This window comes from Klebsiella variicola (assembly GCF_000828055.2).
In the GTDB taxonomy this organism is placed as follows: Bacteria; Pseudomonadota; Gammaproteobacteria; order Enterobacterales; family Enterobacteriaceae; genus Klebsiella; species Klebsiella variicola.
This window is the reverse complement of record NZ_CP010523.2, coordinates 4,947,116-4,967,767: the sequence shown is the minus strand read 5'-3', so window position 1 is coordinate 4,967,767 and position 20,652 is coordinate 4,947,116. Positions and strand designations below refer to the sequence as shown.

Sequence of the window (20,652 nt, the reverse complement as noted above, 5' to 3'; positions counted from 1 at the left end):
TACCAGGGATTGTGCCATGCTGACCTGCGAAAGATTACGTTCTACCGACTCGCCCCATTTCGCCACGCTGGACGCGCTCTACGCGCGCGCCTTTCCGTGGCACGAGCAGCGCGAAAGCGACGCCAAACTTCAGGCGCTGAGCCACCCGCGCTACGCGCTGGAAGCGTGGTTCGATGAGGGCGTATTTATCGGCCTCAGCGGCTGCTGGCAGTTTGCCGGCTACGGTTATATCGAACATCTGGCGATCGACGATACGCTGCGCTCCCGCGGCTATGGTAAACAGCTGCTGGCGCAGATCCTGACGCGCGCGCCGCTGACCATTCTGGAAATCGATCCGCTAACCACGGCAATCGCTCATAAACGGCTGCGCTTTTATCAGTCGATGGGGTTTCATGCCAATGCGTGGGCGCATCATCACCCGAGCTATCATCAGGGCATCGCGGATCATGAGCTGCTGGTACTGAGCTACCCGCAGCCGATCGATGAGCGACAGTACCAGCAGTTTGCCCGGGATCTCGGGCGCGAGGTGATGGGGCGGGAGTAGCCCGGAACGGTGCGTCGCCCCGCTCCGGGAATTCACTGGTTCCAACCTTACTCTTTGGCGATTGGCGTCTCGTTCTCCGCGACTTTATTGTCGCCCTGAATCTGCGCGATTTTCTGCTCAACGGCGGCCACCTGGGCGCTGTCGTGCAGCAGGGTGTAGGTCAGATCAAACTGCGCGCTGGCGCCCGGCTGCAGCTGCTTCACGCGTTTTTGTTCGCGTTCAATGGTGACCGGATAGGCGTAGCTGGTGCCCGGTTCGATACCGGTGACGTAGCCCTGTTTGATGGTGTCGGTATTTTTCCATAGCGTCAGGACCGGCAGCTGACGGGTATCAAACTGAATGGAGGCCCCTTTATCGCCCGCTTTGTTGACCACCGCGGCCAGGGTCTGGTGATTTTCATCGGCCAGCGGCTGAATATTAAATACCATCTCGTCAAAATCTTTGGTCGGTCCCTGATAGGTCTGCCAGGTTTTTAACCCGCTCTTCGCGTAATCATTGAACGGGCTGATGCTGGACATCGGGGCGAGGAAGCGCGCGCCTTCTTCCAGAATCGGGGTGCCGAAGTTGCTGTGGTAGATAATCTGATAATCATGCGGATAGTCAGCATGGTTGGTTAAGACATCATGCAGGCTGAAGCTGTTGCTGCCCGGCACGTAGCGCAGTTCGGTCAGGGTCTGCAGATCGGCTTTTTTGAAGGTGCTCTCTTTCACCAGGCCGCGGATGCGGATTTCATACGGCGCGCTGTCAGCCACCTCGACTTCTACCCGCGAGGCCGGCGTGTTGCCCGCCTTGCCGTGCAGGGTATAAATCTGCCCGTCCGCGGTCACCGGATGGCCGGTCCATTCATAGCCGCAGCGGACCATCATCTCGTTGAATCCTTCCAGCCAGCCGAGTCCATTGCGGCTTTCCAGGTTGATAAACGCCGGGTTGACGACCTCTTTAACCGGCGAATCCCAGCCCATCCGGCTGCCGAAACCCTCAATACGCAGTAAGTTCATGCCACGGGTTGGGCTGAGAGTGATGGTCAGGCCGTCTTTACTGTGAATGGTGAGGATTTTGCTGCCTTCCTGCTTACCGCCGTGCAGGACTTTTTGCTCAATGCTGAACGCATGGTCTTTTACCTTCAGCTGATCGCTGCTGATCTGCCAGTTTCCTTTATCCATGCCCTCTTCAGCGTTCGTCAGCACCCATGTTTTTGCCGCGGCTGAGCCAGAAACCAGCAGGGCGATCGTCGTCAGAACCAATGTCTTTTTCATTTTTATTCCCTTTTTGCTGAATCGATTGTGTCATTGACGTGTGAAATCTACCGGCATGGGGGTGATTAAAATGTGAAGCGCCTCACCTGGTGAGAAAGTGGCCGTTTTTATGATGTTAAATGAGATGAAAGTCGTATTATTTTGCTAAGTAATGCGTATTTATCACCAGGATATGTGATCTATATTGTTTTTAGCTTTAACGATTCAGCTTGGCAACAAGGCAAAAAACAAATGTATCGTCGTGCGGATGAGGGGACTCATCCGATGCGACGGGAATCCCCCTGCTGGCGCAAGCCTTAGAACTGGGGTGAAGGTAGGCCGGATAAGGCGTTAGCCGCCATCCGGCACAATGACGGGAACGGAGTCTGGTACAGATTGCCCGGCGGCGCTGCGCTTGCGCGGGCCTACGAAACAGAGTAACCGGTTGATATATAGAGCTCCGTAGGCCAGATAAGGCGTAGCCGCCATCCGGCACAACGACGGGAACGGAGCATGGTACAGCTTGCCCGGCGGCGCTGCGCTTGCGCGGGCCTACGAAACAGAGTAACCGGTTGATATACAGGGCTCTGTAGGCCGAATAAGGCGTTAGCCGCCATCCGGCACAACGACGGGAACGGAGTCTGGTACAGATTGCCCGGCGGCGCTGCGCTTGCGCGGGCCTACGAAACAGATTAACCGGTTGATATACAGGGCTCTGTAGGCCGGATAAGGCGTTAGCCGTCATCCGGCACAACGACGGGAACGGAGTCTGGTACAGGTTGCCCGGCGGCGCTGTGCTTGCGCGGGCCTACGAAACAGAGTAACCGGTTGATATACAGGGCTCCGTAGCCCGGATAAGGCGCAACGCGCCGCCATCCGGGAGAATATTGCGGGCAAAAACAGCGGGACTTAGCCTTCGTTTTCCGCCAGTTCACGCAGATACTGGAAGATCAGGCGCGCCGATTTCGGCGGCTTGTTGCCTTCTTTCTCTTTCTTCGCATTGCGGATCAGCGAACGCAGCTGCTGACGGTCAGCATCTGGCCACAGGTTCAGCACTTCAGCGACAGCGTCATCCCCATCGTCAATCAGTCGGTCGCGGATCTGCTCCAGCTTGTGGAACAGCGCAACCTGCTGGTTGTGACGGTTTTTCAGCTTGTCCAGCGCCTGACGAATCGGATCGACATCGCGGTTGCGCAGCATCTTACCGATAAGCTGCAGCTGGCGGCGGCGACCCTCTTTTTTGATTCGCTGGGCGAGTTCGATGGCGTCGCGCAGGTCAGTATCCAGCGGAATTTTATCCAGCGCGTTTTTCCCCAGGTCAACGAGTTCCGCGCCAAGACGCTTCAGTTCTTCCGCGTCGCGCTTAATTTCACTCTTACTGACCCAGATGATTTCATCATCTTCATCTTCAACGTCATCACCGGGCACGTCGTCGAGCCAGTCTTCGGGCTGCTTTGTCATCTCAGGCTCCTTAAAAAAAGAGGCTAATGTTACCAGTTAAGGCGCGCACTGAAAAACGGTTCTCTGTTAGACTTCAGTTAACTCCTTCTTACATTATGGCATTAGCAATGAAAGTCATCTCTCAAGTTGCACAGCAGCGTAAGACGCTGGAAGAAGCCGTTACCACGGCACTGGAACTGGCGGCAGGTAAATCTGACGGTGCGGAAGTCTCCGTCAGCAAAACGACGGGCATCGGCGTCAGCACCCGCTATGGCGAAGTGGAGAATGTAGAATTCAATAGCGATGGGGCGTTAGGCATTACGGTTTACCATCAGAACCGCAAGGGCAGCGCCTCTTCCACCGATCTTAGCCCGGACGCCATCGCCCGCACCGTACAGGCGGCGCTGGATATTGCGCGCTACACCTCCCCGGATCCGTTTGCCGGTGTGGCCGATAAAGAGCTGCTGGCCTTTGACGCCCCGGATCTGGACCTGTTCCACCCGGCGGAGGTCTCCCCGGACGAAGCCATCGAACTGGCCGCCCGCGCGGAGCAAGCGGCGCTGAAGGCCGATAAACGCATCACCAACACCGAAGGCGGCAGCTTTAACAGCCACTACGGCATCAAAGTGTTCGGTAACAGTCACGGCATGCTGCAAAGTTACTGCTCGACTCGCCATTCGCTCTCCAGCTGCGTCATCGCGGAAGATGATGGCGATATGGAGCGCGACTACGCCTACACCATTGGCCGGGCGATCGAGGATCTGCAGTCCCCGGAATGGGTCGGGGAAGAGTGCGCTCGCCGCACCCTGTCGCGTCTGGCGCCGCGTAAGCTATCGACCATGAAGGCGCCGGTTATTTTCGCCAACGAAGTGGCGACCGGGCTGTTTGGCCACCTGGTCGGAGCGATTGCCGGTGGTTCGGTATACCGCAAATCCACCTTCCTGCTCGATTCGCTGGGCAAACAAATTTTGCCAGAGTGGCTGACCATCGAAGAGCATCCTCACCTGCTGAAAGGGCTGGCCTCCACGCCGTTCGACAGCGAAGGCGTGCGCACTGAGCGTCGTGACATCATCAAAGACGGCGTGCTGACCCAGTGGCTGCTGACCAACTACTCGGCGCGTAAGCTGGGGATGAAAAGCACCGGCCACGCCGGGGGCATCCACAACTGGCGCATTAACGGCCGCGGCCTGAGTTTTGCAAAGATGCTTAAAGAGATGGGCACCGGTCTTGTGGTTACCGAACTGATGGGGCAGGGTGTCAGTGGCGTCACCGGCGACTACTCACGCGGCGCATCCGGCTTCTGGGTAGAAAACGGCGAAATTCAATATCCTGTCAGTGAGATCACCATTGCAGGAAATCTGAAAGAAATGTGGCGTAATATCGTGACCATTGGCGATGATATTGAAACGCGCAGCAACATTCAGTGCGGTTCTGTGCTGCTGCCGGAGATGAAAATCGCCGGGCAATAACACCTGTTTGCTTAAATAATAAAAAGGAAGTGAGCAATGCGTAAAAAACTGTTAGCGATGCTGGCTGTCTCTGCTTTTGCGCTCGGTTCAGCGTCGGCCTTCGCCGACCTGGGCGAAGACATGGACACTCTGGCAGAAAACCTGCAAGTGGTACAGAAGACCTCCGACGCCGGCGAGCTGAAAGCGGCGCTGAATAAGATGCGTACCGCCGCGGTCGATGCCCAGAAAGAGACCCCGCCGAAGCTGGAAGGCAAAGCGGCCGACAGCGCTGAGATGAAAGATTACCGTCATGGTCTGGATATTCTGATCGGCCAGATCGACGGTGCGCTGAAGCTGGCGAACGAAGGCAAGGTGAAAGAGGCGCAGGCCGCCGCGGAGGAGTTTAAAACCACCCGCAACACCTACCATAAGAAGTACCGCTAACCGTTCTTTTCGGGAGGCATCAGCCGATGCCTCCCGCCTGAAAGCCTACCGATATCACATTTTTCCACTCTCTTTTTCCGGCCTTTCCGCTGCCGCGGGCGCCTTGTCCACGCTCATTGTTGTGATACATCTCACGTCATAGCCGTCGTTTTTGCCTTTTCCCTGTGAATATGTGGGGTCGATCACGCCTGCCGTCTCCCTTTCCACTTCGAAGTGGAAAACAACTCGCTACAAACTCCCATCCCCCGGCGCTACCTTGATTTCCAGAGACATCAGCGGGGTATCAGAAGTGAATAACGGAGCGGTAATACACGACGAAGGGGAGCAGGCAGCGCAGACCGAACGGCTGGCTGACAAGATGCTGCAGCAGGTTTACGCCTTGTTAAACCGTCACGGCATCGTCCCTAACGACGTTCAGGAGCAAATGCTGACTTCCCACGTGCGGGCCATGGCCCACCGGTCAATCAGTGGTGAACCGCTGCCGGAAGTGGATGCCAGCCTGTTCGAAGAGATTTCACCAGATTCAATGACGCTGGCCCGCGAAGTGGTCGCGCAGTTCGGCAACCTGCCCGATGAAGAGGCCTGGCTGCTGTCCGTCCATTTCGAAGTCGCAAAAGAAAACCTGTAAGGAGCAAAACATGGAACAAATCACCGTAGTCATTGGCGACCGTCTGGGTAAAGGCCAAAAAGTCGCTGCAGGCGCTGAGAAAGCGGGCGCACGTGCTGTGGTCGTCCCTGGCGTTGCTGCCGATATGAAGCTTGGCGACATGATGAAAGCGGAAAACGCTACCTTCGGCATCTCCTTCTGCGGCAGCGGCGGCGCCGGGGCCATCACCGCCCAGACCAAATACGGCTACAAAGCGAAATATGGCATGCGTTCGGTGGAAGAGGGCGTCACTGCCATCAACGAAGGGTGCAACGTGCTGGGCTTCGGCTTTATGGATAAAGAAGAGCTGGGCGAGCGCCTGGTAGAAGCCTGGAAAAAGAAATACGGCGCATAAGTATGAAAGAGCAATTCACCACCACGGTGAGGGTTGCCGGCAAAGGCGAAAGCAAATCACGGGCCTTCGCCGATGCCCTGAACCATGTGCAGGCTGCGGTGATGAAAACCTCATCGCACATTCTGCTGCGTATTGAGCCACAGGACGTGACGGTTGTTCATGCGCGCGAAGCGGTACGAAAAGAGGCCTTCCTGTTCTTCTTTTTGCGCCGTGAACGACGGACCTACAGCGTGGAGCTGGACGTCACCGTCAACGTGACCGCCATCGATCTCGATAAAGTGGATTTCGTCACGCAAACCTGATTGTTAGCAAAGGGTCTGACTATGTTCCTGATAATTTTAATAAAATCGCTCATCATCGGCGGCCTGGTCGGCGTCGGCGTGGGCGCCGGAGCGGCACGCATGTTTCACGCCCCTACCACCCAGGGGATGGGGGCGTTTCGAACCCTGGGCGAGCTGAATTCCTGCGAAGGCGATCCGGCTTCCCACTTCTCCTTTGGCCTCGGTTTCTTCTTTAACGCCTGGGCCTCTTCCGTGGCAGCAGGCTCCTTCACCCAGGATGTTGACCACCGCATTATCCCCAACTGGGGCGCGGCGGCGCTGATGCTGAAAAATCGTAACGTCGGCGAAACGCTGCACGATCCGAAAAAAATGGCCATCTCCTGCGGCATCATCGGCATGATTGTCGTCGCCTTCCTCAACCTCACCGCCTCGTCCGTACCGGAAGCGCTGCAGGTGACCGCGGTTAAGGTCCTGGTGCCGGCGGCAAACCTGCTGGTGAACACCGTGATGCCGGTGATCTTCTGGCTGGCGGCTATCGATGCCGGTAAGAAATCAGGCTTCTGGGCGACGATTTTCGGCGGCGCCGCGCAGCTGATTATGGGTAACGCCGTACCGGGTCTGGTGCTGGGGATCCTGATCGGTAAAGGCGTCGAAGAGAGCGGCTGGAACCGGGTGACTAAAGTGATGATGGTGGCCATCGTCGCGCTGTTTGTCCTCAGCGGCTTCTTCCGCGGCTTCGACATGAAGATGATCGAATCCTTCCATCTGACCGTGCCGAACTGGCTGGACATGATCCACAACTCACTCAGCGGCAAGTAACGGGAGCCTGATAATGGAACAGAATAAAGGTTTTTGGTATGCCGACTGGTCGTTCCCGATCTTTGTTGGCCTGCTCTCCTCCGGCGTCTTCGCCGGGACGCACATGTACTACCTGTACGGCATCGGCGCCTTTAACGAAGTGGCCTTCGTGGCCATGCTGAAGTCGGGGATTGATAGCGGCGTTTACGGCGCGGTGGCGGCGTTTGGCGCCAGCTTCCTGTTCGCCCGCATCATCGAAGGGTCGCTGGTGGGGATCCTCGATATCGGCGGAGCGATACAGACCGGTATCGGTCTTGGCGTACCGGCGCTGCTGCTCGGCGCGGGCTTTGTCTTCCCGGTGGCGAACTTCGCCGCCTCGCTGGTCACCGGCCTGGTCCTTGGTCTGGCAGTGGGTTACATCATCATTCTGGCGCGTAAGTTCACCATTAACCAGAGCGATTCCACTTACGGCGCCGACGTGATGATGGGGGCCGGTAATGCCTCCGGCCGCTTCCTCGGTCCCTTGATTATCCTCAGCGCGATGACCGCCTCGATTCCTATCGGGATTGGCTCGCTGGTTGGCGCACTGCTGTTCTACATCTGGCAGAAACCGATCACCGGCGGCGCCATCCTCGGCGCGATGATCCTCGGCTCCATCTTCCCGGTGGCGATTAGCTAATCGCCCGATGGCGCTGCGCTTATCGGGCCTACACGTCAGCGCGATTGGTAGGCCGGATAAGGCGGTACGCCGCCATCCGGCAACAGATTCACCCTTTTCATCAGGAGATAGCTATGTTTGATTTACTCCTGCGCCGTGCGCGCCTCGTCGACGATACCCTGACTGATATCGCCATCCAGGACGGGAAAATCGCGGCGCTGGGCGAGATTAGCGCGCCCTCCCGCAACACCCTCGATCTGCACGGCAACAGCTACGTCAGCGCCGGCTGGATTGACTCCCACGTTCACTGCTACCCGAATTCGCCGATTTATCACGATGAGCCGGACAGCGTCGGCATCGCCACCGGCGTCACCACCGTGATTGATGCCGGCAGCACCGGCGCCGACGACGTCGATGACTTCTATCAACTGACCCGTAACGCGGCGACGGAAGTTTATGCGTTGCTCAATATCTCGCGCGTCGGGCTGATTGCGCAGAATGAACTGGCGAATATGGCCAATATCGACGCCGCTGCGGTGAAGCAGGCGGTGCAGCGTCATCCTGATTTTATCGTCGGCCTGAAGGCGCGGATGAGCAGCAGCGTCGTCGGCGAAAACGGCATTACGCCGCTGGCGCGCGCCAAGGCCATTCAGCAGGAAAACGGCGATCTGCCGCTGATGGTGCACATCGGCAATAACCCGCCGAACCTCGATGAAATCGCCGATCTGCTGAGCCGCGGCGACATCATTACCCACTGCTATAACGGCAAGCCGAACCGCATTCTGAATCCCGCCGGCGAACTGCGTAGCTCGATTACTCGCGCTCTGCAGCGCGGCGTGCGCCTCGACGTTGGGCACGGCACCGCCAGCTTCAGCTTTGAAGTGGCGCGGCGGGCGATTGCGCTGGGCATTCTGCCGCACACCATCAGCTCCGATATTTACTGCCGTAACCGTATCGATGGCCCGGTGCGCTCGCTGGCGCTGGTGATGTCGAAATTCCTCGCCATCGGCATGACCCTGCCGCAGGTCATTGCCTGCGTGACCGTCAGCGCCGCCGAGGGGCTGCGCCTGTCGCGTAAAGGGCGGCTGGAAGTGGGCTTCGACGCCGATTTAACGCTATTTCGCCTGGAGCACCGGCCCACGCTGCTGGTGGATGCCGAAAAAGAGAGCCTCCAGGCTGACAACATTCTGGTGCCGCTGGCCGCGATCCGCGCGGGCAAAGGCTATCTGACCGAACAAGGGAGCGCGGAACATGCCTTCGATTTTTGAGAAATACCATTTAAAACAGGTGATTAATACTTCGGGCCGCATGACGGCGCTGGGCGTTTCCACGCCGCGCCCGGAAGTGGTGGAAGCCGCGATGGCCGGTATGAACCAGTACTTTGAAATGAAAGACCTGGTGAATAAAACCGGCGAGTACATTGCCAGGTTGCTGGACGTGGAAGGGGCGACCGTTGTCTCCTGCGCGTCGGCGGGGATTGCCCAGTCGGTGGCGGCGGTGCTGGTGAAAGACAGCGACTGGCTGCTGGAGAACCTGCACGTTACGCCGATTGAGAATAACGAAATCGTGTTGCCGAAGGGCCACAACGTCAACTTCGGCGCGCCGGTTGGCACCATGGTGGCGCTGGGCGGCGGTAAGCTGGTGGAAGCGGGCTACGCCAACGAATGTTCCGCCCAACAGCTGGCGGCGGCAATCACCCCGCGCACCGCGGCGATCCTGTACATCAAATCCCACCACTGCGTACAGAAAAGCATGCTCAACGTCGCGCAGGCTGCGGAAGTGGCGCGCCAGCATGGCTTGCCGCTGATTGTCGATGCGGCGGCGGAAGAAGATCTGCAGTGCTACTACCGCATGGGCGCCGACCTGGTGATCTACAGCGGCGCAAAAGCCATTGAAGGGCCGACCAGCGGGCTGGTGATCGGCAAAACGCAGTACGTCGAGTGGGTTAAACGCCAGTCGATGGGGATTGGCCGGGCGATGAAAGTGGGTAAAGAGGGCATTCTTGGCCTGACCTGCGCCATTGAACACTACCTGACGGCGAGCAAAGAGAGCGGCGAGCAGATGGTGGCGAAGATGACGCCGTTTATCGAACAGCTCAACACGCTTAACGGCGTGACCGCCCGGGTGGTGTGGGATAGCGCGGGTCGCGATATCGCCCGCGCCGAAATCAAATTCAACGAAGCGGTGACCGGCGTGAAGACCGGCGATCTGGTTAACGCGCTGAAGCAGGGCGAATACGCCATCTACTTCCGCGGCTATAAAGCGAATGAAGGCATTATCGAAGCCGATGTCCGCAGCGTGAACGCGCAGCAGCTGGCGGTGGTTGCTCGCCGCATCGCGGAAGTGCTGAACAAGGAGAAACAAGCATGAAACTGACCCCAAACTTTTACCGTGATCGCGTGTGCCTGAACGTCCTGGCGGGCAGCAAAGACAACGCCCGCGAAATTTACGACGCGGCGGAAGGTCATGTCCTGGTCGGCGTGCTCTCCAAAAACTATCCGGATGTCGCCAGCGCGGTGGCCGATATGCGTGACTACGCGAAGCTTATTGATAACGCGCTCTCCGTCGGGCTGGGCGCAGGCGATCCAAACCAGTCGGCGATGGTGAGCGAGATTTCTCGCCAGGTGCAGCCGCAGCACGTCAACCAGGTCTTCACCGGCGTGGCTACCAGCCGCGCGCTGCTCGGGCAGAATGAGACCGTGGTGAATGGCCTGGTCTCGCCGACCGGTACGCCGGGAATGGTGAAGATCTCCACCGGCCCGCTGAGCAGCGGCGCGGCGGATGGCATTGTGCCGCTGGAAACCGCCATCGCGCTGCTGAAAGACATGGGCGGCAGCTCCATCAAATACTTCCCGATGGGCGGCCTGAAGCACCGCGCCGAATTCGAAGCCGTCGCCAAAGCCTGCGCTGCGCACGATTTCTGGCTGGAACCGACCGGCGGTATCGATCTGGACAACTACAGCGAGATCCTGAAAATCGCTCTCGATGCCGGGGTGAGCAAAATCATCCCGCATATCTACAGCTCGATTATCGATAAAGCCAGCGGCAACACCCGCCCGGCCGATGTGCGCCAGCTGCTGGAGATGACTAAACAGTTAGTGAAGTAGTGCTATTGCCGCTCATCCTAACTTTCTCCCGGAGGGAGAGGGAACCATCTGGTTTTCTCCCTCTCCCTTTGGGAGAGGGCCGGGGTGAGAGGCAACTTATCCCACCGAACCATCAAGGAGTTGCTATGCCTGTCGCTCGTCATCTGCTTGTCGCTTCACTGTCCCTGTTTGCCGCCGCCGCGGGCGCCGCGCAAACCCACTATGCCTGGGTAGGTACCTATAATCCCAATGGCGAAGGTCTGTACCGCTTTACCGTCGATGCCAACACCGGCGCGCTGCGTGACAGGGCGCTGGTGAGCGCGTTGCCAAACGTCGCGCAGCTGACCGTGTCGCGCGATGGCAAAACGCTGTATGCCGCCAGTGAAGTCGAAAAAGGCGTCGTGCAGGCGTGGCGCATTGAGAAGAATGGCGAGCTGACCGCGCTCAGCCAGGTTGCCTCCGGCGGCGCCGGGCCGGTGTATCTCTCCCTGACGCCGGATGGTAAACATCTGCTGGTGGCCAACTACGTCAGCGGGAGTATCGCCGTGCTACCGGTGAAAGAAGATGGTAGCCTGGGCGAGGCAGTGGACAGGCATCAGGATGAAGGCCCGGCAGGCGCCGAACGCCCGGCGGCGGCCGTCGAGGGCAGCTTCGCCATCAGCGATCACAATGGCCCGCACGCCCATATGATCGCCGCCGATCCCAGCGGGAAATTTGTTTATTCCACCGATCTGGGGCTGGATCGGATCTATCAGTACCGGCTGGATAGCGCCAGCGGCAAGCTGACGCCGAACGATCCGCCGTTCATCGCCGCTTCGTCGCCGGGCGCCGGCCCACGCCACTTCGTCTTTACGCCAAAGGGCGACGGCCTGTGGCTGATCAACGAAGAAGCGTCGACGCTGACTTTCTATCATCTGGATAAGCAAAGCGGCTTGCTGCGCGAAGGCAAAACCGTCTCCGCGCTGCCGAAAGAGTATAAGGGCACCAGCTTTGCCGCCGGTCTGGCGCTGAGCAACGATGGTAAGCAGCTGTATGTCGCCAACCGCCTGCATAACAGCATCGCCCACTTTACGGTGCAGGCCGACGGCCGCCTGAGCCACCAGGAGGATATCTGGACGCGTGGGGATTACCCCCGTACGCTGACCCTGGATAATCAGGGGCAGTGGCTGTACGTCATGAACCAGCGTAGCGATAATATTACCCGCTTCAGCGTGGCGCCGAAGGATGGCAAATTAACCTTTGCCTCCGACTACACGCCGGTTGGTAGCCCATCGCAGATGGTGATATCCGCCCAACCCTGAGCCGTAACCACAAGGAACTGACATGCGATTTCCCAACCAACGCTTAGCGCAACTCTTCACCCTGCTGCGAAATGAAACGCTGCCGCAGGATGAGCTGGCGCAACGCCTGTCGGTTTCCACCCGTACCGTGCGCGCCGATATTACCGCCCTGAATGCGCTGCTGGCGCAGTATGGCGCGCAGTTTATCCTCAACCGCGGCAGCGGTTATCAACTGAAAATTGATAACCCGGCGAGCTTTCAGGCGCTGGAGGAGACGGCGCCGAAGACGCAGCACGTGCCGCGAACCGCCCAGGATCGCATCACGTTTCTGCTGGTGCGCTTCCTGACGTCGGCGTTCTCCATCAAGCTGGAAGATCTGGCGGATGAGTGGTTCGTCAGCCGCGCGACGCTGCAAAATGATATGGTCGAGGTGCGTGAGCGCTTCCAGCGCTATCAGCTTACCCTTGAAACCCGCCCTCGCCACGGCATGAAGCTGTTTGGTAGCGAGGTGTCGATTCGCGCCTGCCTGACCGATCTGCTGTGGGAGCTGGCCCAACAGGGCGGTATCAATCCGTTGATCGGCGCCGAGGCGCTGGAGGCGGATGTCCCTGCGCTGCTGGAGCCGGTGCTACAGGAGACGCTTACCCGGCACCATATTCGCCTCACTGATGTCGGCGAGCGCTTTATCTGCCTGTACGGCGCAGTGGTGGTGCGCCGCGTTAGCGAAGGCTATCCGCTGGCCGATTTCAACGCTGAAGATGTGGCGCAAAACGTCCGCGACGCCGCGCGCGATTTGGCGGGAGAGCTGCAGCGGCTGGCCGGAAAACCCTTCTCGCCCGCTGAAGAAGAGTGGCTGTGCGTGCATCTCGCCGCCCGTCAGGTGCAGGACGTCGACCCGGAAACCATCAGCGCCGACGATGACGAAGCGCTGGTCAATTACATTCTGCGCTACATCAACAGCCAGTATAACTACAACCTGCTGGACGACGCCCAGTTGCACGCCGATCTGCTGACCCACATTAAAACCATGATCACCCGCGTGCGCTACCAGATCATGATCCCCAATCCGCTGCTGGATAACATCAAACAGCACTACCCGATGGCCTGGGATATGACCCTCGCCGCGGTCTCCAGCTGGGGGAAGTACACGCCTTATACCATCAGCGAAAACGAAATTGGCTTCCTGGTGCTGCATATCGGCGTCGGGCTGGAGCGCCACTACAACATTGGCTACCAGCGTCAACCACAGGTGCTACTGGTCTGCGATACCAGCAATGCGATGGTACGGATGATCGAAGCGATCCTGCAGCGCAAATATCCGCAGCTGGAGATCGCCGCCACGATTTCCCAGCGCGAGTATGAACAGCGGGATGCGATCGAGGCGGATTTTGTTATCTCCACGGTGCGCATCAGCGAAAAAGACAAACCGGTGGTGACCATCGCGCCGTTTCCCACCGACTATCAGCTGGATCAGATTGGCAAGCTGGTGTTGGTGGACCGTACCCGTCCGTGGATGCTGAATAAGTACTTCGATGCCGCCCACTTCCGGGTGGTCGATAAGCCGATGGATCAGCAAACGCTGTTCGCCGAGCTGTGCCAGCAGCTGCTGGAGGAAGGCTTTGTTGACGCCGAGTTTCATGCTTCGGTGGTGGAGCGTGAGGCGATTGTCAGCACCATGCTCGGCGATGGCATTGCGCTGCCGCACTCCCTGGGACTGCTGGCCAAAAAGACGGTGGTTTATACGGTTATCGTCCCGCAGGGGATCGCCTGGGGCGACGAAACCGCCCATATCATTTTCCTGCTCGCCATCAGTAAGCGCGAGTACGAAGAGGCGATGGCGATCTACGATATTTTCGTGACTTTCCTGCGCGAGCGCGCCATGAGCCGCCTTGCCACGACCCGCAGCTTCAATGAGTTTAAAACGGTGGCGATGGAGTGCGTCAGCCGGTTTTGAGAGGCTGACGGAGGGGATTAACGCAAATGATGTACCACCTGGTTGCTGCTGCCGCGCCAGATCAGCGCCGGGTCTTTTAAATCCTGCACAAACTTACCGTCGACCAGCACGTTGATCAGGTTCACTACCTGCATCTGCGCCTCATTCAGCTCATCCAGTTTATAGCCGGTCCAGACCCAGATATCTTTGCCGGGGCATTCGGCGCGCACGCGCTGAACCAGCTTGAGGATCTCCGCGACGTTCTGCGGATGCAGCGGATCGCCGCCGGAGAGTGAAATCCCCTGGCGCTTGATGCGGGTATCGTTGAGGTCGGCAATGATGCGGTCGGCCATCTCAGCGGTAAACGGCATACCGGAGTTCACCCGCCAGGTGCTCTTGTTGTAGCAGCCGGGGCACTCGTGGACGCAGCCGGAGACAAACAGGGTGCAGCGGGTGCCGGGGCCGTTGACGATATCTACCGGGTAGTACTGATGGTAATTCATTTTTCGCTTCTCAATTAACGCCATAGCCGCGTTGGCTGCGCTCGCTCACCCCAGTCACGTACTGAATGTACGCTCCCGGGAATTCCCTCGTTTGCCGCCTTGCTCTGACGCTAATTGCTTTGCGAAAACGGAGGAATGCGGCCATTTCCCGGGTCGCGGCGTTCCGCCTTACCCGGGCTACCGGACGGTGCAAAACAGTAGCCCGGATAAGGCGCTGCGCGCCGCTCTCCGGGAAAAGCGCATAGCTCTTTAACCGATCTGCCCATTGGCCAGGTGCTTAACGCGGCGCTTCACTTCTTCCTGCTTGCCGGCGTTGAACGGACGCGCGTCCGGACTGCCGAGATAACCGCATACCCGACGAGTAACCGACACGCGAGCGGCATCGTGGTTACCACATTTCGGGCAGGTAAAGCCCTTGCTGGTGCACTCGAACTCGCCGGTAAAACCACACTCGTAGCATTCATCGATCGGCGTGTTGGTGCCGTAGTACGGCACGTGCTCATAGCTGTAATCCCACACGTCTTCCAGCGCCTTCAGGTTGTGCTGGATATTCGGGTACTCGCCGTAGCAAATGAAGCCGCCGTTGGCCAGCGGCGGGTACGGCGCTTCGAAATCGATCTTGTCGTACGGGTTGACCTTCTTCTCGACGTCAAGGTGGAAGCTGTTGGTGTAGTAACCTTTATCGGTCACGCCCTCCACTATGCCAAACTCGGCGGTGTCGAGACGGCAGAAGCGGTCGCACAGGTTTTCGCTCGGCGTGCTGTACAGACTAAAGCCGTAGCCGGTTTCTTCCTTCCACACATCGACGGCGTCGCGCAGGCGCTGGACGATGGCCACACCTTTCTCACGCAGCGCCTCGCTGTCGTACATATGCTGATTACCGTACAGCGCATTGATGGTCTCATGGATACCGATGTAACCCAGTGAAATGGACGCGCGGCCGTTTTTGAAAATCTCGGAGACGTCATCGTCGGCTTTCAGCCGCACGCCGCAGGCCCCTTCCATATACAGGATCGGCGCCACGCGGGCCTTCACCCCTTCCAGACGGGCAATACGGGTCATCAGCGCTTTGCGCGCCAGCTGCAGGCGCTCGTCCAGCAGCGCCCAGAAGGCGGTTTCGTCGCCTTTCGCTTCCAGGGCGATACGCGGCAGGTTGAGGCTAATCACGCCGAGGTTATTGCGCCCGTCATGCACCTGCTCGCCGTTCTCGTTTTCCCACACCCCGAGGAAGCTGCGGCAGCCCATCGGCGTTTTAAACGACCCGGTGACTTTCACCACCTGATCGTAGTTGAGGATATCCGGGTACATGCGCTTGCTGGCGCACTCCAGCGCCAGCTGCTTGATGTCGTAGTTCGGATCGCCGAACTTATGGTTCAGACCGTCGCGAATGGCGAAGACCAGTTTCGGGAATACCGCGGTTTTGCGATTTTTACCGAGGCCAGCGATGCGGTTGCGCAGAATCGACTGCTGGATCAGGCGCGACTCCCAGCTAGTGCCGAGGCCAAAACCAAAGGTGACAAACGGCGTCTGACCGTTGGCGGTATGCAGCGTGTTGACTTCATACTCCAGCGACTGGAAGGCGTCGTAGCACTCTTTTTCGGTACGGGCGCGGGCATAGCCTTCGGCGTCCGGGATCTGCCACTCTTCGGCGATTTTACGATGCTTTTTGAAGCTTTCGGTGACGAACGGCGCCAGCACTTCATCGATACGGTTGATGGTAGTGCCGCCATAAATATGGCTGGCGACCTGGGCGATGATCTGCGCCGTCACCGCGGTGGCGGTAGAGATAGACTTCGGCGGCTCGATCTCCGCGTTGCCCATCTTAAAGCCCTGAGTCAGCATCCCTTTCAGATCGATCAGCATGCAGTTGAACATCGGGAAGAAGGGCGAGTAATCGAGGTCGTGATAGTGGATCATGCCGCGCTCGTGGGCCATCACCACATCGTGGGGCAGCAGGTGCTGCCGCGCATAGTGCTTGGCGACGATACCGGCCAGCAGGTCCCGCTGGGTCGGGATGACTTTGCTATCCTTGTTGGCATTTTCGTTGAGCAGCGCGGAGTTGGTCTGCTCGACGAGGCCGCGGATCTCCTGATTGAGGCGGCCGCGCTTCTCGCGCTGGCTATCGCGGTCATGGCGATACTCAATGTAGGCGCGCGCCAGCTGCTTATAGGGGCCGGACATCAGCTGGTTTTCTACCGCAGTCTGAATCTCGTTGATGTCGACCTGGGCGCGGCCCTGCATTTGTTGGCTAACGACTTCTGCGACGGTGGCGCAATAGTCTGCGTCATCGACTCCCGCTGCTTTAGCTGCACGTAGAATTGCTTCCTGAATGCGCTCTGATTTGAACGGCACTTTACAGCCATCACGTTTCATCACATGCGGTGTCATGATCACTCCATATATAGAACAGGTTATCCACAGAGGCGGAGGTTATCCCGAAGGCGCTGCACGCTACGGCTCGTGCTGTTTGCCTTCAGATCCGGCCCGTTTTATCCACATCTCATCACCGCCAGACATCGACAAGATATGGTGACATAATAGACGATTAATACAACATGTAGGGCCGGGACGCATTTTAAGTTCTATATGTAGTGATTTGCATCAAAGATGTTTGCGATTTTATTGACCCAGAACAAGGTAAAAAGGTGAGAGTACGGATGATGGGCGCTGGCGATAAATGTAAATTTATCTGGCTGGAAAATAAGCAAAAATGCCTGGCATCCACCTCCGATGCCAGGCATTACGCTCCGGTTTCTGTCGGGCAAGAAGTACCTTACGCCTGCAGCCACCATACGGCTTCGAACGGCCGCAGCGTCAGACCGGTCGGGCGGGGCGTGGTTTCGGCATAGTTGCTGATGATCATCTTCCAGTCGCCCTGGGCTTCCTCTGGCTGCCAGGTCTGCAGGTCGCGGCTCAGGTTGGCGGCCACCACCAGCGTTTGCCCCTGCCACTGACGGCGATAGCACCACAGCGATGGATGGTCCGGCAGGAGATCCTGGTAATCGCCCCAGGTCAGCAGTGGCAGGGTTTTGCGCAGCATAATCAGCTGCTGATAGGCATAAAACACCGAATCGGGGTCCGCCAGCGCCGCCTCGACGTTGATCTCCCGGTAGTTATCGCCAAAGCCGATCCACGGCTCACCGTCGCTGAAGCCGCCGTTCTCCCCGGCGTGCCATGGCATCGGCGTGCGGCTGTTGTCGCGCGACTTACTGGCGAGGATTGCCAGCAGTTCGTCCGGGCTTTGCCCCTGCGCTGCGCGCTCGATAAACATATTGTGACTTTCGACGTCACGGTAATCGCTGATGCTGCTGAAGTGCGGATTGGTCATGCCGATCTCTTCGCCCTGATAGATATAGGGCGTGCCCTGCATGCCGTGCAGCACCATCGCCAGCATCTTCGCCGCCGGCACCCGGTACTCGCCTTCGTCGCCAAAGCGCGACACGATGCGCGGCTGATCGTGGTTACACCAGAACAGCGCGTTCCACGCCCGATTGTGCATCCCCTGCTGCCAGTGACGGAACAGCGCTTTCAGCGCCACATAGTCCGGGCGGGCGAGGGTCCATTTTTCACCGCCGGGATAATCGACCTTTAAATGGTGGAAGTTAAAGGTCATCGACAGCTCGCGGCCGTCCAGCGCGGCGTACTGCTGGCAGTGCTCCAGCGAGGTGGAGGACATCTCGCCGACGGTCATCAGGTTACGGGGAGTAAAGACATCGCGACTCATCTCCTGCAGGAATTCATGCACCCGCGGGCCGTCAGTGTAGAAGCGGCGGCCATCACCCTCCGCATCGCAGGGGAAGGTCTGGTCTTTCGAGATCAGGTTGACGACGTCGAGGCGCAGACCGTCGACGCCGCGGTCGGCCCAGAATTCGCAGACCTTTTTCAGCTCGGCGCGTACCGCCGGGTTCTCCCAGTTGAGATCCGCCTGTTCAATGGCGAACAGGTGCAGATAATACTGCCCGCTGTCGGCATGCCACTGCCAGGCGTTGCCGCCAAACTTGGAGCGCCAGTTGTTCGGCAGCGCGTCCGGTTCGCCGTCGCGCCAGATATAGAACTGCCGGTAGGGACTCTCCTTATTCAGCGACTGACGGAACCATTCATGCTCGGTCGAGGTATGGTTCAGTACCATATCCAGCACGATGCGGATGCCGCGGGCCTTCGCCTCCGCCACCAGGGCGTCAAAGTCGGCCATCGTGCCGTAGGAGGGATCGATAGCGGTGTAGTTCGCCACATCGTAGCCGTTATCCACCTGCGGTGAGACATAGAACGGCGTCAGCCAGATGGCGTCGACCCCAAGCTTCTGCAGATAGTCGAGGCGGGAAGTGACGCCGCGCAGATCGCCGGTACCGCTGCCGGTGGTATCCTGAAAACTCTTCGGATAGATTTGATAAATAACGCCGTTTTGCCACCAGTGGGGAAGATGATTCATAGTGCTTTCCTGCTGCAACGAGGGGCGCCAAAGGCGCCCCGAAAGAAGAAGTTAGACAATCTGCAAGGTGCCCTGACGGTACTTGCGCTGATACACCACGGTGGTCAGGATAATCGGCACCACCACCGCGATAGCCATCGCCATGGCGTACACCTGCCAGTAGGTTGGCTGGATGGAGAGGATGCCCGGCAGGCCGCCGACGCCGATGCCGTTCGCCAGCACGCCGTTCAGGCCGCACAGCAGGCCGGCGAGGCCGGAGCCGATCATCGCGCACAGCATCGGGAAGCGGTACTTCAGGTTGATACCGTACATCGCCGGTTCGGTAACCCCGAGGTAAGCAGAAATTGCCGCCGGCACCGAGATTTCACGTTCATTCTGTTTACGGCTGGCGATGATGATGCCGACCACCGCCGACGCCTGGGCAATGTTCGACAGCGCAATCAGCGGCCACACCGGGGTGCCGCCCATGCTCTGGATCATCTGCATATCGATAGCGAGGGTGGTCTGGTGGACACCGGTAATCACCAGCGGCGCGTAGAGGAAGCCGAACAGCGCGGCGCCGATTGGCGCGAAGCTGCCGGTTAACAGATGGCGTACCGCGAAGGCCACGCCGTCGCCGATCAGGCGGCCGAACGGACCGATAATGGCGTGCGCGAGGAACACCGCGAGGATCAGCGAGCAGACCGGGACAATGACCAGGTAGAGGTAGTCAGGCACGATGCGCTTGAGGCGCGTCTCGATAAAGCCGAGCGTCAGGCCCGCCAGCAGGGCCGGGATCACCTGCGCCTGGTAGCCGACTTTGGCAATGGTAAACAGGCCGAAGTTCCACACCTCCGGCACCTGCTGGCCGAGGAGATAGGCGTTCATCAGCTGCGGGGAAACCAGGGTGACGCCAAGAACGATCCCGAGGATCGGCGTGCCGCCCATTTTCTTCACCGCTGACCAGCAGATCCCCACCGGCAGATAGAAGAAGATCGCCTCGCCAATCAGCCACAGGAAGTCATAGATGGTTTTCAGCGACGGGTGCATCTGAGCCAGCGTCTGGCCGTTGCTCATGGGTAAGTCGCCGATGACGTTACGGAAACCGAGGATCAGACCGCCGCTGATTAGCGCCGGCAGCAGCGGGAAGAAGATCTCGGCAAAGTGCGAGATCAACTGCTCATGCCACTTCATATTTTGCCGCGCGGCCTGCTTGACCTGCTCTTTATCGGCGGAGGTCTGGCCGGTGGTAGCCAGCAGGGCCTTGTAGTAATCGCCCACCTCGGTGCCGATGACCACCTGGAACTGGCCGGCGTTAGTGAAGCATCCCTTCACCATGCGCAGCTGTTCAATCTCTTTTGGTTTGGCGATGGCCGGGTCGTTCAGCACAAAGCGCAAACGGGTAATACAGTGGCTGACGGTGGCGATGTTGCCGCGTCCGCCCACCAGTTCGATCAGTTTATCGATGTCCTGCTGGTTTACTTTGCTCATGATGAAGCCTCAAAAACAGAGGGGGAGAGATGCCGTTTTTTACCTTGAGGGCATCCTAACCGTTCCGCTTGATTTGCAAAATGGGAACGTTCCCGAAACCCG

At 58.7% G+C, this 20,652-nt stretch carries 20 protein-coding genes and 1 pseudogene; 14 read left to right on the top strand and 7 right to left on the bottom strand.

Annotated features, from left to right (window positions below; genetic code table 11):
* Nucleotides 1-16: 16 nt before the first annotated feature.
* Nucleotides 17-544 (top strand): GNAT family N-acetyltransferase, encoded by a 528-nt coding sequence (locus SP68_RS23190; protein WP_008807143.1) that lies wholly within the window; start codon nucleotides 17-19, stop codon nucleotides 542-544.
* A gap of 47 nt (nucleotides 545-591) precedes the next feature.
* Here the strand turns inward: SP68_RS23190 and SP68_RS23185 are convergent, their stop codons facing one another.
* The gene (locus tag SP68_RS23185; protein WP_023323523.1) at nucleotides 592-1,800 is read right to left on the bottom strand and encodes an aldose 1-epimerase family protein; all 1,209 of its coding nucleotides are present in this window, start codon (nucleotides 1,798-1,800) and stop codon (nucleotides 592-594) included.
* Nucleotides 1,801-1,984: 184 nt separating this feature from the next.
* On the opposite strand from SP68_RS23185, the pseudogene SP68_RS28660 reads away from it, so the two are divergent.
* Nucleotides 1,985-2,100: pseudogene (locus SP68_RS28660) on the top strand (hypothetical protein).
* 588 nt (nucleotides 2,101-2,688) lie between these two features.
* On the opposite strand, the gene yjgA reads toward SP68_RS28660, so the two are convergent.
* Entirely contained in the window at nucleotides 2,689-3,240 is a 552-nt protein-coding gene (yjgA, locus tag SP68_RS23180) for a ribosome biogenesis factor YjgA (protein WP_004177664.1), read from the bottom strand.
* Nucleotides 3,241-3,335: 95 nt separating this feature from the next.
* On the opposite strand from yjgA, the gene pmbA reads away from it, so the two are divergent.
* Both pmbA and cybC read left to right on the top strand, forming a co-directional pair.
* Entirely contained in the window at nucleotides 3,336-4,688 is a 1,353-nt protein-coding gene (pmbA, locus tag SP68_RS23175) for a metalloprotease PmbA (protein ID WP_008807141.1), read from the top strand.
* A gap of 36 nt (nucleotides 4,689-4,724) precedes the next feature.
* Nucleotides 4,725-5,111, top strand: a complete 387-nt coding sequence (gene cybC / locus SP68_RS23170; protein WP_002886893.1) for a cytochrome b562 — start codon at nucleotides 4,725-4,727, stop codon at nucleotides 5,109-5,111.
* A gap of 54 nt (nucleotides 5,112-5,165) precedes the next feature.
* On the opposite strand, the gene SP68_RS28655 is transcribed toward cybC, so the two are convergent.
* A complete protein-coding gene (locus tag SP68_RS28655) occupies nucleotides 5,166-5,297 on the bottom strand; it encodes a hypothetical protein (RefSeq protein ID WP_012543089.1) in 132 nt (43 codons plus the stop codon).
* Nucleotides 5,298-5,400: 103 nt separating this feature from the next.
* Between SP68_RS28655 and SP68_RS23165 the strand changes: the two genes are divergently transcribed.
* From SP68_RS23165 to SP68_RS23120, 10 genes are all read left to right on the top strand, one after another.
* Nucleotides 5,401-5,739, top strand: coding sequence for a PRD domain-containing protein (locus tag SP68_RS23165; RefSeq protein ID WP_008807140.1), 339 nt, complete (start codon nucleotides 5,401-5,403; stop codon nucleotides 5,737-5,739).
* Nucleotides 5,740-5,749: 10 nt separating this feature from the next.
* A complete protein-coding gene (locus SP68_RS23160) occupies nucleotides 5,750-6,112 on the top strand; it encodes an SFCGS family glycine-rich protein (protein WP_004206501.1) in 363 nt (120 codons plus the stop codon).
* Between the two features lie 2 nt (nucleotides 6,113-6,114).
* On the top strand, nucleotides 6,115-6,414 hold the full coding sequence (locus tag SP68_RS23155; protein ID WP_004206503.1) for a DUF4312 family protein: 300 nt from the start codon (nucleotides 6,115-6,117) through the stop codon (nucleotides 6,412-6,414).
* Between the two features lie 21 nt (nucleotides 6,415-6,435).
* On the top strand, nucleotides 6,436-7,212 hold the full coding sequence (locus SP68_RS23150) for a DUF4311 domain-containing protein (protein ID WP_002886897.1): 777 nt from the start codon (nucleotides 6,436-6,438) through the stop codon (nucleotides 7,210-7,212).
* Between the two features lie 13 nt (nucleotides 7,213-7,225).
* On the top strand, nucleotides 7,226-7,870 hold the full coding sequence (locus tag SP68_RS23145; RefSeq protein WP_040972599.1) for a DUF4310 family protein: 645 nt from the start codon (nucleotides 7,226-7,228) through the stop codon (nucleotides 7,868-7,870).
* Between the two features lie 113 nt (nucleotides 7,871-7,983).
* On the top strand, nucleotides 7,984-9,117 hold the full coding sequence (locus SP68_RS23140; protein ID WP_012969089.1) for an amidohydrolase/deacetylase family metallohydrolase: 1,134 nt from the start codon (nucleotides 7,984-7,986) through the stop codon (nucleotides 9,115-9,117).
* Complete coding sequence (locus SP68_RS23135) at nucleotides 9,101-10,219, top strand: DgaE family pyridoxal phosphate-dependent ammonia lyase (RefSeq protein WP_016160167.1); 1,119 nt, start codon at nucleotides 9,101-9,103, stop codon at nucleotides 10,217-10,219. The genes SP68_RS23140 and SP68_RS23135 overlap by 17 nt, the downstream gene beginning before the upstream one ends.
* A complete protein-coding gene (dagF, locus tag SP68_RS23130; protein WP_008807137.1) occupies nucleotides 10,216-10,956 on the top strand; it encodes a 2-dehydro-3-deoxy-phosphogluconate aldolase in 741 nt (246 codons plus the stop codon). Before SP68_RS23135 ends, dagF begins: the two co-directional genes overlap by 4 nt.
* A gap of 125 nt (nucleotides 10,957-11,081) precedes the next feature.
* On the top strand, nucleotides 11,082-12,236 hold the full coding sequence (locus SP68_RS23125; RefSeq protein ID WP_012543086.1) for a lactonase family protein: 1,155 nt from the start codon (nucleotides 11,082-11,084) through the stop codon (nucleotides 12,234-12,236).
* 22 nt (nucleotides 12,237-12,258) lie between these two features.
* Nucleotides 12,259-14,169 (top strand): BglG family transcription antiterminator, encoded by a 1,911-nt coding sequence (locus SP68_RS23120; RefSeq protein ID WP_040972602.1) that lies wholly within the window; start codon nucleotides 12,259-12,261, stop codon nucleotides 14,167-14,169.
* Between the two features lie 17 nt (nucleotides 14,170-14,186).
* Here the strand turns inward: SP68_RS23120 and nrdG are convergent, their stop codons facing one another.
* The 4 genes from nrdG to treB form a co-directional block, all read right to left on the bottom strand.
* Nucleotides 14,187-14,651, bottom strand: coding sequence for an anaerobic ribonucleoside-triphosphate reductase-activating protein (nrdG, locus tag SP68_RS23115; RefSeq protein ID WP_012969085.1), 465 nt, complete (start codon nucleotides 14,649-14,651; stop codon nucleotides 14,187-14,189).
* Nucleotides 14,652-14,900: 249 nt separating this feature from the next.
* Nucleotides 14,901-17,039, bottom strand: coding sequence for an anaerobic ribonucleoside-triphosphate reductase (nrdD, locus tag SP68_RS23110; protein WP_023339462.1), 2,139 nt, complete (start codon nucleotides 17,037-17,039; stop codon nucleotides 14,901-14,903).
* A gap of 385 nt (nucleotides 17,040-17,424) precedes the next feature.
* A complete protein-coding gene (treC, locus tag SP68_RS23105; protein WP_040972604.1) occupies nucleotides 17,425-19,080 on the bottom strand; it encodes an alpha,alpha-phosphotrehalase in 1,656 nt (551 codons plus the stop codon).
* A 51-nt stretch (nucleotides 19,081-19,131) separates the two neighbouring features.
* Complete coding sequence (gene treB, locus SP68_RS23100; protein ID WP_008807131.1) at nucleotides 19,132-20,550, bottom strand: PTS trehalose transporter subunit IIBC; 1,419 nt, start codon at nucleotides 20,548-20,550, stop codon at nucleotides 19,132-19,134.
* Between the last annotated feature and the right edge of the window lie 102 nt (nucleotides 20,551-20,652).